General features: G+C 68.9%; 15 protein-coding genes. 4 read left to right on the forward strand and 11 right to left on the reverse strand.

Translation table 11 applies throughout. The features are described from left to right. Window positions 1-51 precede the first annotated feature (51 nt). The 6 genes from RM788_RS36550 to RM788_RS36575 all read right to left on the reverse strand — a co-directional run bounded on the left by RM788_RS36550 (window position 52) and on the right by RM788_RS36575 (window position 6025). Window positions 52-1188, reverse strand: coding sequence for an RtcB family protein (locus tag RM788_RS36550; protein ID WP_399341180.1), 1137 nt, complete (start codon window positions 1186-1188; stop codon window positions 52-54). Next, the gene (locus RM788_RS36555) at window positions 1095-1889 is read right to left on the reverse strand and encodes a histidine phosphatase family protein (protein WP_315923738.1); all 795 of its coding nucleotides are present in this window, start codon (window positions 1887-1889) and stop codon (window positions 1095-1097) included. The genes RM788_RS36550 and RM788_RS36555 overlap by 94 nt, the downstream gene beginning before the upstream one ends. 366 nt (window positions 1890-2255) lie before the next feature. Further along, a complete protein-coding gene (locus RM788_RS36560) occupies window positions 2256-3059 on the reverse strand; it encodes an ABC transporter permease (RefSeq protein WP_315923740.1) in 804 nt (267 codons plus the stop codon). Continuing rightward, window positions 3056-4027: an ATP-binding cassette domain-containing protein gene (locus tag RM788_RS36565; protein WP_315923742.1), complete on the reverse strand. Its 972-nt coding sequence runs from the start codon at window positions 4025-4027 to the stop codon at window positions 3056-3058. The genes RM788_RS36560 and RM788_RS36565 overlap by 4 nt, the downstream gene beginning before the upstream one ends. Before the next feature lie 205 nt (window positions 4028-4232). Further along, the gene (locus RM788_RS36570; protein ID WP_315923744.1) at window positions 4233-5069 is read right to left on the reverse strand and encodes an ABC transporter permease; all 837 of its coding nucleotides are present in this window, start codon (window positions 5067-5069) and stop codon (window positions 4233-4235) included. Then, a complete protein-coding gene (locus tag RM788_RS36575) occupies window positions 5066-6025 on the reverse strand; it encodes an ATP-binding cassette domain-containing protein (RefSeq protein ID WP_315923746.1) in 960 nt (319 codons plus the stop codon). The genes RM788_RS36570 and RM788_RS36575 overlap by 4 nt, the downstream gene beginning before the upstream one ends. A gap of 86 nt (window positions 6026-6111) precedes the next feature. Here RM788_RS36575 and RM788_RS36580 point away from each other — a divergent pair, with 86 nt between their 5' ends. Further along, a complete protein-coding gene (locus tag RM788_RS36580; protein WP_315923748.1) occupies window positions 6112-6993 on the forward strand; it encodes a TetR/AcrR family transcriptional regulator in 882 nt (293 codons plus the stop codon). Here the strand turns inward: RM788_RS36580 and RM788_RS36585 are convergent. From RM788_RS36585 to RM788_RS36605, 5 genes are all read right to left on the reverse strand, one after another. Then, a complete protein-coding gene (locus RM788_RS36585; protein WP_315923750.1) occupies window positions 6982-7719 on the reverse strand; it encodes an HNH endonuclease family protein in 738 nt (245 codons plus the stop codon). The genes RM788_RS36580 and RM788_RS36585 overlap by 12 nt on opposite strands. Beyond that, a complete protein-coding gene (locus RM788_RS36590) occupies window positions 7716-8969 on the reverse strand; it encodes an AAA family ATPase (RefSeq protein WP_315923752.1) in 1254 nt (417 codons plus the stop codon). The genes RM788_RS36585 and RM788_RS36590 overlap by 4 nt, the downstream gene beginning before the upstream one ends. Window positions 8970-9107: 138 nt before the next feature. Further along, window positions 9108-10613: an aldehyde dehydrogenase (NADP(+)) gene (locus RM788_RS36595; RefSeq protein WP_315923754.1), complete on the reverse strand. Its 1506-nt coding sequence runs from the start codon at window positions 10611-10613 to the stop codon at window positions 9108-9110. Further along, the gene (locus tag RM788_RS36600) at window positions 10610-11422 is read right to left on the reverse strand and encodes an NAD-dependent epimerase/dehydratase family protein (protein ID WP_315923756.1); all 813 of its coding nucleotides are present in this window, start codon (window positions 11420-11422) and stop codon (window positions 10610-10612) included. The genes RM788_RS36595 and RM788_RS36600 overlap by 4 nt, the downstream gene beginning before the upstream one ends. A 33-nt stretch (window positions 11423-11455) precedes the next feature. Next, entirely contained in the window at window positions 11456-12238 is a 783-nt protein-coding gene (locus RM788_RS36605) for an IclR family transcriptional regulator (RefSeq protein ID WP_315923759.1), read from the reverse strand. A gap of 125 nt (window positions 12239-12363) precedes the next feature. On the opposite strand from RM788_RS36605, the gene RM788_RS36610 reads away from it, so the two are divergent. The 3 genes from RM788_RS36610 (at window position 12364) to RM788_RS36620 (ending at window position 15544) form a co-directional block, all read left to right on the forward strand. Next, window positions 12364-13704, forward strand: a complete 1341-nt coding sequence (locus tag RM788_RS36610; protein ID WP_315923761.1) for an ABC transporter substrate-binding protein — start codon at window positions 12364-12366, stop codon at window positions 13702-13704. Between the two features lie 77 nt (window positions 13705-13781). Further along, on the forward strand, window positions 13782-14672 hold the full coding sequence (locus tag RM788_RS36615) for a carbohydrate ABC transporter permease (RefSeq protein ID WP_315923763.1): 891 nt from the start codon (window positions 13782-13784) through the stop codon (window positions 14670-14672). Beyond that, a complete protein-coding gene (locus tag RM788_RS36620; RefSeq protein ID WP_315923765.1) occupies window positions 14669-15544 on the forward strand; it encodes a carbohydrate ABC transporter permease in 876 nt (291 codons plus the stop codon). Before RM788_RS36615 ends, RM788_RS36620 begins: the two co-directional genes overlap by 4 nt. The last annotated feature ends 6 nt before the right edge of the window (window positions 15545-15550 follow it).

Raw genomic sequence — 15550 nt, forward strand, 5'->3', positions numbered from 1 at the left:
GTACCTGAGGGGTACCGGGTGCGCACCGTGCGTGGCCGTTCTCGTCGTCGTTCAGCCCTTGACGCAGACCACCTGCTTGAGCCGCGCGACCACCTCGACGAGGTCCGACTGGCTCGCGATGACCTTGTCCACGTCCTTGTACGCGCCGGGGATCTCGTCGACCACGCCCGAGTCCTTTCGGCACTCCACGCCCGCCGTCTGCTCGGCGAGATCCTTGGTGGTGAACGACTTCCGCGCCTGCGTCCGCGACATCCGACGGCCCGCGCCGTGCGACGCCGACTCGAACGACTCCGGATTCCCGAGCCCGCGCACGATGTAGGAACCCGTCCCCATCGAGCCGGGGATGATCCCCAGTTCCCCGAGCCCGGCCCGGATCGCGCCCTTGCGCGTCACCAGCACGTCCTGCCCGAAGTGCTTCTCCTCCGCCACATAATTGTGGTGGCAGCTGATCGGCTCGTCGAAGACGACGTGCTCGAACTCGCCGCGCAGCACGTCGCACACCAGCCGCAGCATCACCGACCGGTTGCGCCGCGCGTAGTCCTGCGCCCAGTACAGGTCGTGCCGGTAGGCCGCCATCTCCGGCGTGCCCGCCAGGAACACCGCCAGGTCCGGGTCGGGCAGCTCCGCGTTGTGCGCGAGCCCGCGCGCGACCGAGATGTGGTGCTGCGCCAGCTCGTTGCCGATGTTGCGCGACCCCGAGTGCAGCATCACCCACACCCGCTGGTCGGTGTCCAGGCAGACCTCCAGGAAGTGGTTGCCGCCGCCCAGCGTCCCGATCTGCCGCAACGCCTTCGCCGCCCGCGCGTGCACCGCGGGCGTCAACCCGTCGAACCCCTTCCAGAACGCCCGCCAATCGCTCGCGTCACCGTCACCGAACGCGGGCTCCTCGTGCTGCTTGAACCCGACCGGCACCGCCGCCTCGATGAGCGACCGCAGCCTGCGCAGGCTCTCCGGCAGATCACCCGCCGTCAACGACGTCTTCACCGCCGTCATCCCACACCCGATGTCGACCCCCACGGCGGCAGGCGACACCGCCTCCCGCAACGCGATCACCGACCCCACCGTCGCCCCGAGCCCGAAGTGCACATCCGGCATCACCGCCACGTGCTTGACCGCCCACGGCAACGCGGAAATGTTCCGCAACTGCCGCATCGCCTGCTCCTCGACCTCCTCAGGCCGAGTCCACATGCGAATGTCGACCCCGTTCCCAGGGACCGTGATGGGTGCCATGGATTCAGGTTAGGTGCCGTTTTCGTTGGTTCCCAACGAGTTTCAGGAACATGCCCAAGCACCGAAACCCCGCCATCGGCGAACCGGAGCCGATAGACAGCGGGCATCGGCATCCGCCTGCTGAACGCCCAGTCCACACCAACCCCGACCCCGACAAGCGCCCTGGACACGAACGTCCCGTGACTACCAACCACCACGGTCCCGTCGACCTGCTCACGCACCAACCGCCGAAGAACCGCCATCGCCCGCCCGGTCAACTGACTCAAACTCTCGCCACCGGGCCGCGCGAAATCCGGATCAGCCCAACTCCCGGCGTAGTGACGGGCGTAGTCAGGAGTAACCGCGATCCCCGAGTCCCACTCCCGCAGATCGTGCTCAACCCGCACCGGCAACCCCACAGCACGCGCCAACGGCTCCACGGTCTGCACCGCCCGCAGATAAGGACTGGAAACGATCAAAACGGGCCCCAGTCCCACCAGTTCGGCCACCAACCCACCAGCCTGAACCAGCCCCACCTCGCTCAACGGCCGGTAATAATCATCCGGACCCCCCGCGTACGGAACAACCGACTCGGCATGGCGAACCAGCACCACATCCACCCCCACCACCAACCTCCTCAACCACCAACCCCGGTTGCCCAACCAAGCGAAGCCAGCCACCAGCCGATGCGCAGCGAGGTGCTCGTTCCGTCGCGGAGCGAGGGATCAGTCGGGCACAGCCCGACACCCCCCATCGGCGCAGCCGCCCACCCGCATCCGGCGCGGAGCGCCCGCCCCCCTACCGATGCGCAGCGAGGTGCCCTGGCCGACGCGCAGCGAGGTGCCCTAAACCGCACAGCCGACACAAGCGAAGCCAGACCTCCCCCTGCCCCCGATACACAGCGCCCTCCTGCCACACCCCCGTTTGTCAAGGCATCTTTCCCGCCTTGACAAACGGGGGTGTGGCATTGAGACAATCGCGCCACGGGGGCCGGGCTACGCCCTCCCTGAACCCAACCCAACCCACCCCCACCCCTCAACCCGCCCCTACCGAGCCACAGCCTTCCGATACTGCCGAATCGCCAACGGGATGAACACCGCCAGGATCACCACGCTCCACAACAACGACGCCAACACCGAATGCCTCAACGGCCACACGTCCGGCGGCGGGAACTGCGGACTCGTGTTCCCGAACAACTCCCGAGCCGCCTGAGTCACCGCCGAGATCGGATTCCACTCCGCGAACGCCTTCAGCGGCCCCGGCAGGTTCGTCGTCCCCACGAACGTGTTCGCGATGAACGTCAACGGGAAGATCACGATGAAGCTCGCGTTGTTCACCACCTCGGGGCTGCGGACGGCCAACCCCACCACCGCCATCCCCCACGACACCGCGTACGCGAACAGCAGCAGCAACCCGAACCCGGCCAGTGCCTCCAGGACGGACGAGTGGATCCGCCAGCCGACGATGTACCCGGTCACCGACATCACCACGATCACGATGACGTTGTTCACCAGGTCGCTCGTGGTGCGCCCGATCAGCACCGCGGACCGCGCGATGGGCAGCGACCGGAACCGGTCGATGATGCCCTTCTGCATGTCCTCGGCCAGGCCGGTGCCGGTGATGGTGGCGCCGAACAGGACGGTCTGCGCGAAGATGCCCGCCATCAGGAACTCGCGGTAGTTGATGCCGGGGATCTCGATCGCGCTGCCGAACACGTAGGCGAACAGCAGCACGAACATGATCGGCGACAGGGTCGAGAAGACGATGAGGTCGGGGACCCGCTTGACCTTGATGAGGTTGCGCTTGGCGACGACCGCGCCGTCCGCCAGCGCCTCGACGAACCCGTTCACGCGCCACTCTCCCCGTCGGTCACGGCTTCCTCGGCCGCGCGGCCGGTCAGCGTCAGGAACACGTCGTCGAGCGTCGGCCTGCGCAGGCCGATGTCGAGCACCTTGATGGCCTCGCCGTCGAGCAGCCGGACGGCTTCGACGAGGACGTCGGCGCCGCCGGAGACGGGCACGACGACGTGGTTGCCGCGTTCGTCGGCGGAGATGTCGGCGATGGCGAGCGGGGCGAGCGCGGTCCGGGTGAGGGCGAGGTCGCGGGCCGACGCGACGGTCAGCTCCAGCCGTTCGCCGCCGACCTGGGCCTTGAGCTGGTCGGAGGTGCCCTCGGCGATGACGCGGCCGTGGTCGATCACGGCGATCTTGTCGGCCAGCCGGTCGGCTTCCTCGAGGTACTGCGTGGTCAGCAGGACGGTGGTGCCGCTCGCGACCAGCTCCTCGATCACGTCCCACATGCCGAGCCTGCTGCGCGGGTCGAGGCCGGTGGTCGGCTCGTCCAGGAACAGCACGACGGGTTTCGCCACCAGCGCGGCGGCGAGGTCGAGGCGCCTGCGCATGCCGCCGGAGTAGCCCTTCACCGGCCGGTCGGCCGCCTCGACGAGGTCGAAGCGCTCCAGCAGCTCGCGCGCCCTGACCCGGCTGGGCTGCTTGCCCAGGTGGTAGAGCCTGCCCACCATGTCGAGGTTCTCGAACCCGGTCAGGTTCTCGTCCACGGCCGCGTACTGGCCGGACAGCCCGATCCTGCGGCGCAGCTCCCGCGCGCTCTTCACGACGTCGAGCCCGGCGACCGACGCGCTGCCCCCGTCGAACTCCAGCAGCGTGGTGAGCACCCGCACCGCCGTCGTCTTGCCCGCGCCGTTGGGGCCGAGCAGGCCCATGATGGTGCCCTCGGGCACCGCGAGGTCGAGTCCGTCGAGCGCGACGACGGACCCGTAGCGTTTGACCAGCCCTTCGGCCAGGATTGCGTCTGCCATCCGCACATGATGCGGGTGGGCACCGACAATTTCGTCCGAATTGTGCCCGCGACACCCTGACCTGGCGTGGAGAAGTCGCCGTCGAACCGGGGGGACCGGTTCGACGGCGACGCGGTGCGCGTCGCGGCGGTGTCGCGGATCGCGTCGACACCGCCGTGTATCGATGAACTGGCCGGACGGCGGGCGCGGGCCCGCCGTCCGGTGATCAGCTCAGACTGCGGTAGCGGCGGACGGCCAGCGGCCAGAACACCGCGGTGATCGCGACCGGCCAGACGACCGCCATCAGCAGCGAGTGCTGCGCCACCCACGAGTCGCCACCCCAGCCGGGGTTGCCGAACAGCGCGCGGATCGCGCCCACCGTGGCGGACAGCGGGTTCCACTCGGAGATGACGCCCATCCAGTGCGGCATCGTCTGCGGCGACACGAAGGTGTCGGAGAACATGGTCAGCGGCAGCAGGATCGTCCAGACCACGGAGGTGTTCTCCGGCTTGATGACCAGGCCGAGGAAGATCCCCACCCAGATCATCGCGAACCGCAGCAGCATGAGCAGCCCGAAGGCCGCGACCACGTTGCCGAAGCCCAGCCGCCACTCCCAGCCGACCGCGAGGCCGCACACCATCAGCACCGCGATGTCGAGCGTGGAGTTCAGCAGGTCCGCCGCGCTGCGGCCCGCCAGGAAACCCGTTCCGGACATGGGCATCGAGCGGAACCTGCTGTTGACGCCCCGGTGGGTGTCGTCGGCTATCGCCACCAGCGTGACGCCGACGCCGAGCACCACGCTCTGGCCGAACAGGCCGGGCATCAGGAACTCCCGGTAGTTCCAGCCGCCGCTGGCGACCATGACCGCGTTGCCGAACACGTACCCGAAGATCAGGATCGAGACGACCGGGTACATGACGCTGCTGAAGATCCGGACGGGCTGCCGGACCCAGTGGATGAGGTCGCGCGACGCGACGTTCCACGTGTCGCTGACGACCCACCGGAGGCGCTGGAGCACGCCGCGCGGCGCCATCGGGGTCCTGGGGGGCAGGGTGAGTGTCATACCGCTTCCACCTCTTCCGCGTCTTTCCCGGTGAGCAGGAGGAACACCTCGTCGAGGGTCGCCCTGCGCAGCGTGACGTCCTCCGCGTCGATCCCCGCGTCGTGCAGGGCCCGCGTGACGTCGGTCAGCGCGTGCGTGCGATCGGCCACGGCCGCGCTGATCCGGTGCTCCCCGGCGGAGGTCTGGAGCTTGCCGCCCGCGGCGCGCGCCATCACGCCCGCGGCGGCTGGGAGCTGGGCGATGTTCCGGACGGTGACGTCGATCCAGTCGCCGCCGGTGCGCGCCTTGAGCTCGTCGGGCGTGCCGCTGGCGATCTCGCGGCCGCCGTCCATCAGCACGATCTGGTCCGCCAGTTGGTCCGCCTCGTCGAGGAGCTGGGTGGTGAGCAGCACGGTGGTGCCCGCCTGGGCCAGCGCGCGCACCGCCGACCACATCTCGATGCGGTTGCGCGGATCGAGGCCCGCGGTGGGCTCGTCCAGGAACATCACCTTCGGTGCCGTGATGAAACTCGACGCGAGGTCGAGCCTGCGGCGCATGCCGCCCGAGTAGTACTTGACCTGCTTGCTGGCCGCCGCGTTGAGGCCGAACTGCTCGAGGAGCTCGTCCGCGCGGCGTTTCGCGTTGGCCGCGCTCAGGTGGTAGAGCCTGCCCCAGAGGGCGAGGTTCTCCCGGCCGGTGAGGATGTCGTCGACCGTGGACTGCTGTCCGATCATCCCGATGTGGTTGCGGACCTCCGCTGCTTGTCGTGCGACGTCGTACCCGGCGACCGAGGCGCGCCCGCCGTCGGGGCGCATCAGGGTGGAGAGGATTCGCAGCACCGTCGTCTTCCCTGCGCCGTTGGGGCCGAGCAGCCCGCAAACCGTTCCCGCTGGGACCGACAGGTCGAATCCGTCCAGTGCGTAATACCCGCCGAACCGCTTGCGGAGGCCTTCAGCGAAGAGAACAGGTGAGCTCACGACAACCTCCTAAACTGTGTATGTCGTACACCCTGTGTACTATATATACAGTTGTGCGGCACGGTGTCAAGGTGAGGGGGCACGGGATGGTCTCGGAAGTCGGTGATCCGGAACGCAGTGTGGAACTGCTCTGGGGTGGGAAGTCGCACCCCGGCCGGGGGCCGAAACCCGCGTTGAACCTGGACGGGGTGGTCGCGGCGGCCATCGAGGTCGCCGACCAGGAGGGGCTGGCCGCCCTGTCCATGCGGCGGGTCGCGGAGAAGCTCGGGTTCACGACCATGTCCCTGTACCGGTACGTGCCCGGCAAGGCCGAGTTGCTGGACCTCATGCAGGACGCGGCCGTCGCCGAGGTCGCGCTGCCCGACCACCGCGCCGGCTGGCGCGCCGGTCTCGCCGACTCCGCCAGGCAGGACTGGGAGCTCTACCAGCGGCACCCGTGGATGGTGCAGGTCGCCTCCACCCGCAGCGTGCCGGGACCGCACTACATGGCGGACTTCGAGGCCCGGCTCAAGCTGCTGGTCGGCACCGGGCTGAGCGGCCGCGAGATCATGGCCGTCACCAACCTCGTCTCGCAGTACGTCGAGGGCGCGGCCCGCCGGGTCGCCGAGGCGCAGCAGGCCGAGCGCAGCAGCGGCGTCAGCATGGAGGAGTGGTGGACCTCGCGCGTCTCCCTGTGGGGCCACCTGACCGAGGAGCGCTACCCGACACTGGCCCGCGTGTGGATGGGCGGTGGGTACGAGGGGATGGCCGACGACTTCGAGTTCGGTCTGCAGCGCGTGCTCGACGGGATCGAGATGCTCGTCCGGGGGCGTGATGAAACCCCGTTTCGTGATGAAACGGCGGGTAGTTGCGTCACGTGCGGGAAACCGGTGGAGAAACCGGCCACTGGCAGGCCGAAGGAGTACTGCTCACGGGCGTGCCAGCAGAGGGCTTACCGGGCGAGGCAGGCGGCGGGGTCAGGTAAGTAGTGCTTCGCGGAGTTCCGGTCTGCGCAGCAGGTCCAGCACGTGCGGGTCGTCGAACACCCTGGACGCGCCGGGGCTCAACGCCAGGCGCAGGAGTGACTGGCACACATCGGCGAACGGCTGTTCCCGCACGGTGATGACTGCCTCGTGCATGTCGGCGGCCATGTCGTTCTCATACGCGTCGGCCCACTTCTCCAGGCACATCAGCACCACGCGGTGAGCCTGTTGGCGGCCTCTGGTCAGCGTGGATCGGTTGAGAGCGCAGACCTCGATCGTGGTGAGCCCTTTCGGGGTCAGGCCGTGGTAGACGCCGAGTGAGGGTGTCAGCACCAAGTGGTCGAACGGATCTTCGACGGTCGGATCGATCAGGAGCGGCGTTCCGTCGCTGTCGAGCGGGAAGAACGACCCCTTGTTGTGGCTGTTGCAGGTCGAGCACGCCAGCAGGTGGTTGAGCCAGTCGAATGTGCGCAGCGGGTTGAGGACGAGCGGCTCGAAGTGGTCGATGTCCGTCCCCTGGCTGTCACCGCAGTACATGCAGCATTCGATGCCGGGCGCCATGTCCGCGAGCACCTTGCGCAGAGGCGCGTGAACGGTTCGTCGCACCTGGGTGCGCTTCCACAGGAGCCGGGCGGTGTTGGCCGTGTCCGTCGCGTTCGCGATCTCCGCTGTCAGCGGTGGGAGTCGATCCGCCAGTTCCTGGGCCAACTCGGGACGGACGATCCGGATCACGTCTTGGTTCGTCCCAGCCGCGTTTCCACTTCGCGTGCGCGTGCGCTCGGTGAACTGGTCAGGAGGTCCTTCAGTTCGTCGTAGCGGCGAGCCTGCTCATCAGTCGCGGTACCGGAGATGACCGAGACTTCGAGTGCGACCAGTTCGGAGCGGAGTTCGACGGCCCGGTCCGAGTAGGGCGTTTCCAGGCCGAACAGCTCGGACAGCACGGCGTCGTCGCCACTGCCGTAGACGACTCGTTCGTAGAGGTCGTCGTCCACCACACAAGGCGCGGAGTTTTCCTGAGGACCGGGAAGCCGAATCAAGCCACCGGGGTCCGCCGCCTGGCAGACGTAGGGGCTGTGGGTGGTGACGATGAACTGGATGTTGGGGAAGTGCGCCTTCAACCAGCCGCCGATGGCCTTCTGCCACGAGACGTGGAGATGGGCATCGACCTCGTCGATAATGACCACGCCGGGGGCCGTGACGCTCGTACCGTCCGTGGTGAGTTCGCCGTAGCACTCGTGGAGCTGCTTCACCAGGTCGACGACGAGTGCGACTACCGAGCGGTAGCCGTCGCTCATCTCCTTCAGGGGGAAGTGGTGTTCGCCGCTGAAGACCCAGAGACCGTCCGAGTCGACCCGGTCGATTCGGTGGTGGTCGGGTAGGAGGCCATCACCGAGCAGGTTCAGGGCTGCTTGTTTGAGCTGTGCCGCGTCGGTGTGGCCTTCGAGTTCACGAAGGTGTTGCCTGATCAGCCAGGTGACACCTTCAGCCAGGGAAGCGTCTTCATAGAACAGGCTGGTCAGCCTTGCCGCGACGCCCGGTTTCAGCATGAGTCGTTGAACGTCGTTGGCACCGCCTGCCAGGCGACGGAACGGGCCGTAAGCCGCGCAGAACCATCCGCGCGGATCGATCTGCCACGGGCCGAAATCCGGCATGCCTTGCTGTGAGCCGTGCTGAAGGGTGCCTGCTGCCCAGTGGAGTTCGGCAAGACGAGTACTGCGATCGGTTGGCTGCGCTTCGGCAAAAGCGATCGATGCCGATCCTTCGCTGCTTCCGGTCGAGATCCAGTTGTCCGCATCGAGGGCAAGACTCACCGTGTTCAGCGGTCCAGCCGCCACCAAGGCGATGGCCCGCAGGAGGGTTGTCTTGCCCGAGCCGTTTCGACCGGCGATGACGGTCCAGCCGGGGGCGGTCAACTTGAGGTCGACTTCGCGGGCACCGTGGAACCCCTTGATGTTCCGCAGCGTGACCTGCGAGATGTACATGACCTCTCCGGATGCCGTCGACGAGTCGGTTGCCGGTGACTCTAGCGGCGGGTGCACGCAGGTGGCCGAGTCGCGGCCCCGTCCAGGCGGTGAGCACGGCAGGCCTCCGCGTCGGGGGAGCGGAGGCCTGCCGAGGCGCTAGTGCGTGCCCAGCACGCCGTCGATCCGGCGCGGGATGCCCAGTGGGTTGCCGTCCTTCAGTTCCGCGGGCAGCAGCTCGTCCGGCCAGGACTGGTAGGTCACCGGCGCGATCCAGCGGCGGATCGACGTGGCGCCGACCGACGTGTGCAGCGGGTTGGTGGTCGACGGCCACGGGCCGCCGTGGTGCATGCCCCAGGCGACCGCGACGCCGGTCGGCCAGCCGTTGAAGACCAGTCGGCCCGCGACCCGGCGGAGCACCTCGGCGACCTGACCGGCCAACGGGTGCTCGGACGGGTCGGAGTGGACGGTGCCGGTGAGGGTTCCGGGCAGTTTCGGCAGCACGGCCAGGAGGTCGGTGGGGTCGTCGTAGGTGACGACGAGGCCCGCGGGGCCGAAGTGCTCCTCGGTGAGCTTCTCCAGGTTGTCCGCGAACGCCGCCAGCGGCACGGTGAACAGCCGCGGGGCCACGCTCCAGCCGTCGGCGGGCCGGTCGCCGGTGGCGATCTCGGTGACCAGGTCGCCGGAGGCGAGTGCCTCGGTGCTCGACCGGTAGGAGTCGCACATCCGCTCGTTGAGCATCGCGCCGCCGTGGCTCGCGGCCACCGCTTCGCCGAGGTGCGGCACCAGGGCGGCGGGCGCGAACAGCAGGCCGGGGTTGGTGCAGAACTGGCCGACGCCCATGGTGAGCGACTGCGCGAACGCGGTCGCGATCTCCGCGGGGCGCGCGGCGGCGGCGTCGGGCAGCACGACGGCCGGGTTGACGCTGCCGAGTTCGCCGTAGAACGGGATGGGGTCGGGCCTGCCCTGGGCGATGTCGAACAGGGCGCGGCCGCCGCCGGTCGAGCCGGTGAAGCCGACCGCGCGCACGTGCGGGTGCTGCACCAGCGCGACGCCGGCGTGCGTGCCGTAGACGATGCCGAACAGGCCGGAAGGGGCGCCGGCGGCGGCGAGGGCCGCGGTCACGATCCGGGCGGTCTCGCGGGAGGTGCCGGGGTGGGCGGAGTGCGCCTTCACGACGACCGCGCAGCCGGACGCGAGCGCGGAGGCGGTGTCGCCGCCCGCGACGGAGAACGCGAACGGGAAGTTCGACGCGGAGAACACCGCGACCGTCCCGAGTGGACGGAGCACGCGGCGCAGGTTCGGGCGCGGCGGGATGATGTCGGGGTCCGGCGAGTCGATGGTCGCCTCGACGTAGCTGCCCTCGCGCAGCACCTCGCCGAACAGCCGCAGCTGGTTGGTGGTGCGCTTCAGCTCGGTGGTCAGCCGGGGTACGCCGAGCGCGGTCTCGCCGTCGGCGGTCGCGATCAGCAGCTCGGACTCGGCGTCCAGCGCGTCGGCGACGGCCTCCAGCACCACCGCCCGGTCCGCGGCGGGCGTGGTCGACCAGGCCTCGAACGCGGCCGTCGCGGCGGTCACGACGCCGTCGACCCCGCTGTCGGTCGTCTTGGCCACGGGCTCGCCGATCGGCTCGCCGGTCCGGGGGTTGTAGCCCTGCACGATCACTGACCTGCCTCCTTCACCGCGGTATCGAAATCGGGGCCGCACCACACGCCGCCCACGCGCTGCTCCGCCGGCGACGTCGGGTCCGGGGTTCCCACCTCGGAGGCGAACACCTCGGCGTCGTCCTTGGACTCGTAGCCCAGCGCGAACGCCCCGTCGAGGGAGAACCAGCGCCGGGTGTTGTCGGAGACGCCCCACACGACCCGGAAACCGGGGCTCGGCGCGGCGAGGCACGCCTCGAACAGGCGGGCGGCGTCGTCGGGGGACAGCCAGGTGGAGAGCATCCGCGCGTCGCGGGGCTTCTCGAAGCACGACCCGATCCGGATCGCGATCACGTCCATGCCGTAGCGGTCGGCGTAGAGGCTGCCGAGCGCCTCCATCGCGACCTTGCTGACGCCGTAGTACGTGTCGGGCCGGGGGAACAGGTCGTCGCCCGCCTCGCCGTCGGCCTTCGGCACGTAGCCGACCGCGTGGTTGGAGCTGGCCAGCACCACGCGCGTCACGCCCTGCCTGCGCGCCGCCTCCAGCACGGTGTGCGTGCCGTTGACGTTCACGTCCAGGATCTGCTCCCACGGCACTTCCAGGCTGTGCCCGCCGAGGTGGATCACGGCGTCCACACCCGACATCGCCTCCTCCATGGCGGCCATGTCGGTGACCGACGCCCGGACCACCTCGACGCTCTCGTCGTCGGCCGCCGCCGGGATGTCGGCGATGTCCAGCAGGCGCAGGACCCGGCCGCCCTCGGCGAGCCGGGGGCGCATGAGCGTGCCCAGCCCACCGGCGGCGCCGGTGATCAGGATTCGTGCGGTCACGGGTGGAACCCCTCCGGAGTGCGGTGTGGACGGTCAGCGGCCGAACTGGCGCAGCAGTTCGGTGATCGTGCGGGCGGCGTCGAGCAGTGCCGCGATGACCTGCCGCTCGTGCTCGTCGTCGAGCCTGCCCAGCGGGACCGAGCAGCTCATGGCGTCGAGCACGGGGTTGCGGTAGGGCAGCGCGACGGCGAAGCAGCCGAGGCCGGGGGTGTTCTCCTCGCGCTCGTGGGCGTAGCCGATGTTCCGGAAACCCGCGAGCTGCGCGTGCAGGGCCCCGCGCTCGACGACGGTGTTCGGCGTGAGCGGCTTGAGCTCGGCGGGCAGCAGCACGTCGACCTCCTGCGGGGTGCGGGTGGACAGCACCGCCTTGCCCAGCGAGGTGGAGTGCGCGGGCAGCCTGCGGCCGACCCTGGAGACGACCCGCAGGTGGTGCTCGGACTCGCGGCTGGCGAGGTAGACCACGTCCGCGCCGTCGAGGCGCGCGAGGTGGACGGTCTCGTTGACGGTCTGCCGGACCTGCTCCATCACCCGGATCGCCGCGCGCACGACCGGGTCGTGGTCGAGGTAGGACGTGCCGACCAGCAGGGCGCGCACACCGATGCCGTACGTGCCGCGGTCGGGCTCGACCTCCACCCAGCCGCGGTTCACGAGCGTCTGCAGCAGCATGTACAGGCTCGACTTCGGGTAGCTGAGCTCCCGGTGCAGCTCGGTGAGGGTCAGCCGGCGGTCGGACGCCGACAGGACTTCCAGCAGCTCAACGGTCCGGTCGGCGGATTTCACCGCCCCCGGACGAGTGGGCGAAGCGGCTTCGGTCACCAGGTCCTCCAGGGAAACATTCCGGCAACACGCTCTTGACACGTTGCTGTGCTGATTCTTACAGTCCGGCATCAGGTTCACAAGTACGACTCCGTTTCACGGATGTGAACAACTAGGAGAGTGAAATGCCCCGTTCCCGGTCCGCCACCGCGGCTGTCGCGCTGGCTGCTGTGGGGTTGGTCCTGGCAGGTTGCGGCTCGACGCCCGCGTCCACGGGCAGTGGAGGTGGGCCAGGAGTCGCACAGGACCCGAACGCGCCGTTCGAGGTCTGGACGCGGAGCACCGAGGCCACCGCGAAGGTCTACGAGAAGATCTTCGCCGACTTCCAGGCGAAGACCGGGGTGGAGGTCGACTACAAGCCGATCTTCGCGGACTTCGACAAGCAGATTCAGCAGCGCGCGGCGTCGAAGGACCTGCCCGACCTGGTCGTCACGGACACCGGCTCACTGGGCGTCTTCACCTCCCAGGGTCTGGTCGGCGAGATCGACAAGGGTTCCATCGCGGGCGGCGCCGACGTCGGCGAGCGGGCCTGGAACAACGGCAGGGCCTCCGACGGCAAGTACTACGCGATCCCGTTCTCCACCCAGGCGATGGTCACGCTGATCCGCAAGGACTGGCGCGAGAAGCTGGGCAAGCCGGTGCCGAAGACCTGGGACGAGCTCTCCGACCTGGCGACCGCGTTCACCAAGGACGACCCGGACGGCAACGGCCAGGCCGACACCTACGGGATGCTGGTGCCCGGCACCACCGACCGCGGCTACCTCGGCTGGTGGGCGTCGAGCTTCATCTGGCAGGGCGGCGGCGACATCCTCAAGCAGGACGGCGACAAGTTCGGCGTCGCGGTCGACTCCGACGAGACCGTCAAGTCCGTCGAGTACCTGCGGAAGATGTTCTGCGACACCAAGGTCGTCCAGCCGGGAGCCCTCACCACGGGCACGAACGACGCGCACGCGTTCTTCGAGACCGGCAAGACCGGCATCTACGTGACCGGCCCGTACATGTTCGGCCGGTTCGACAAGAACCTCGGCAAGGACAAGTACGAGGTCATCGCGGCTCCCAAGGGCCCGGCGGGCGACACCGTGCTGGGCGAGGGCGAGAACATCTACCTGATGGCGGGCTCGCCGAGGGCGGACGCGCAGAAGAAGCTGGCGGAGTACCTGATCAGCGCCGAGGCGCAGCAGGCGGGCATGAAGGGCGACCCGACCCCCGTGGTCCGGCTCCCCGTCAACGGCAAGGTCGACGTCGACGCCGTCTACGACGACCCGCGCTGGGCCACCACCGCCAAGGTCTACGCCGACAGCGCGCGGCCGTTCCCGAGCGTGCCGAACTTCCAGCCCTTCCGGCAGCAGTTCTCCGAGACGTTGAACTCCCTCTTCGCGACGTGCGACGGCGACGTCAAGGGCGACCTCGGCAAGCTGGCCGGGAACCTCAAGAAGGAGTTGCAGACCCAGGGAATGTCGAAGTGACGGTGTCCGACACCGTTCACGACACCACAGACGTGGGATCGGCGGCTAGTGGCGGCGGTGCCGTCGGCTCCCACCCCGTGAGGCGGCGCCACCGGCGTCGCCTCACGGGATCCACCTTCACGCCCTGGCTGTTCCTGCTGCCCGCGGTGCTGATCTTCATCGTCTTCAAGTACCTGCCGATGGCCGAGGGGATCCGGCTGAGCCTGTACCAGGTCCGCCCGTTCCTGGGCGACCTGTGGGTGGGGGCGGACAACTACGTCCGCATCCTCGGCGACGAGCGGTTCCGCGACGCGATCGGGCACACCCTCGTGCTCGCCGTCGGCCAGACGCTGGGCTCCATGGTGATCGGGTTCGCGCTGGCGCTGCTGCTGGAGGGCCACGCGAAGTCGCTGTGGTTCGTGCGGTCCGCGGTGTTCCTGCCGGTGGTCGCGGCGACCGCGGTCATCGGCGAGATCTGGCGGCTGCTGTTCTTCCCCACCCCGGAGGGGTTCGTCAACAGCGCCATCTCGCTGGTCGGCCTCGGCCCGTGGACGTTCCTGGACAGCCCGGACACCTCCCTGGCCTCGGTCATGTTCGTCGGGATCTGGAAGGGCGCCCCCTACGACATGGTGCTGATCCTCGCGGGACTCGCGGGGATCGACCGCCAGCAGTACGAGGCGTCCGCCATCGACGGCGCGACCACGGTGCAGCGGATCCGGCACATCACGCTGCCCGCGCTGCGCCCGGTGATCACCATCCTGCTGACGCTGGCGTCCATCCGCGGCCTGCGGGTGTTCACCGAGGTCTACGTCCTCACCGGCGGCGGACCCGCGGGCTCCACGGACGTGTGGATGACGCGGGTGTTCACCGTCGCCTTCGAGCGCAACGAGATCGGCGTCGCGTCCGCCGGTTCGGTGATGCTCTTCCTGATCACGTTCGCGTTGACGGTCGTGGTCCAGTTGTACCGACGGCGGAAGGAGGCCAGGTGAGCGTCGCGGAGAAGTGCGACACCGCGCTCGGGTGGTCGACCGGTCGTCAGGCCTGGCTGGGCAGGGGCGTCAGGATCCTGCTCAGCGCGGTCGCCGTGCTGCTGTTCACGGGTCCCCTGATCACCGTGTTCTCCGGCGCGTTCGACCACAACCCCGACCCGACCCAGCTGTCCGTGCTGCCGAACAGGCCCTCGATGGTCAACTTCACCGAGGCGGGCCACAAGGGCATCTGGGGCTACCTGGCGAACTCGCTGATCATCGCGGGCGGGGCGCTGCTGCTCCAGCTCTCGGTGAGCGTGTTCGCCGCGTACGCGTTGGCGCGCAAGAAGTTCCGGGGTCAGGCGGCCGTGCTGCTGCTGATCCTCACCACGATGATGCTGCCCGAGGAAGTCATCGCGATCCCCCTGTCCCTGGTGATCGGCGACCTCCCCCTGCTGCACGTCAGCCTGAAGGGCACCCTGCTCGGCGTGATCCTGCCGCTGGGTGCCTGGGGTTTCTCCATCTTCGTCATGACGGAGTTCATGAAGGAGATCCCCGTGGAACTGGAGGAGGCCGCGAAGGTCGACGGCGCGGGCGAGCTCCGGATCTTCGCCCAGATCATCCTGCCGCTCGTGAAGCCCGCCCTCGGCGTGGTCGCCGTGTTCGGGTTCAACATGATCTGGGAGCAGTACCTGCTCCCGCTGATCGTCGCCGACGACCCCTCCGACTACACCCTGACCGTCGCCCTGCTGTCGTTGAGGTCCGACCAGGAGGTCGGGCCTGGGATCGTCTTGGCCGGAGCATTGCTGGCGCTGGTGCCGAGCCTGCTCGTGTACCTGTCGCTGCAGAAGTCTTTCCTGCGTGGGATCACCACCGGAGCGATCAAGGGATGAAGGTCT

It is taken from the genome of Umezawaea sp. Da 62-37 (assembly GCF_032460545.1).
Classification (GTDB): domain Bacteria; phylum Actinomycetota; class Actinomycetes; order Mycobacteriales; family Pseudonocardiaceae; genus Umezawaea.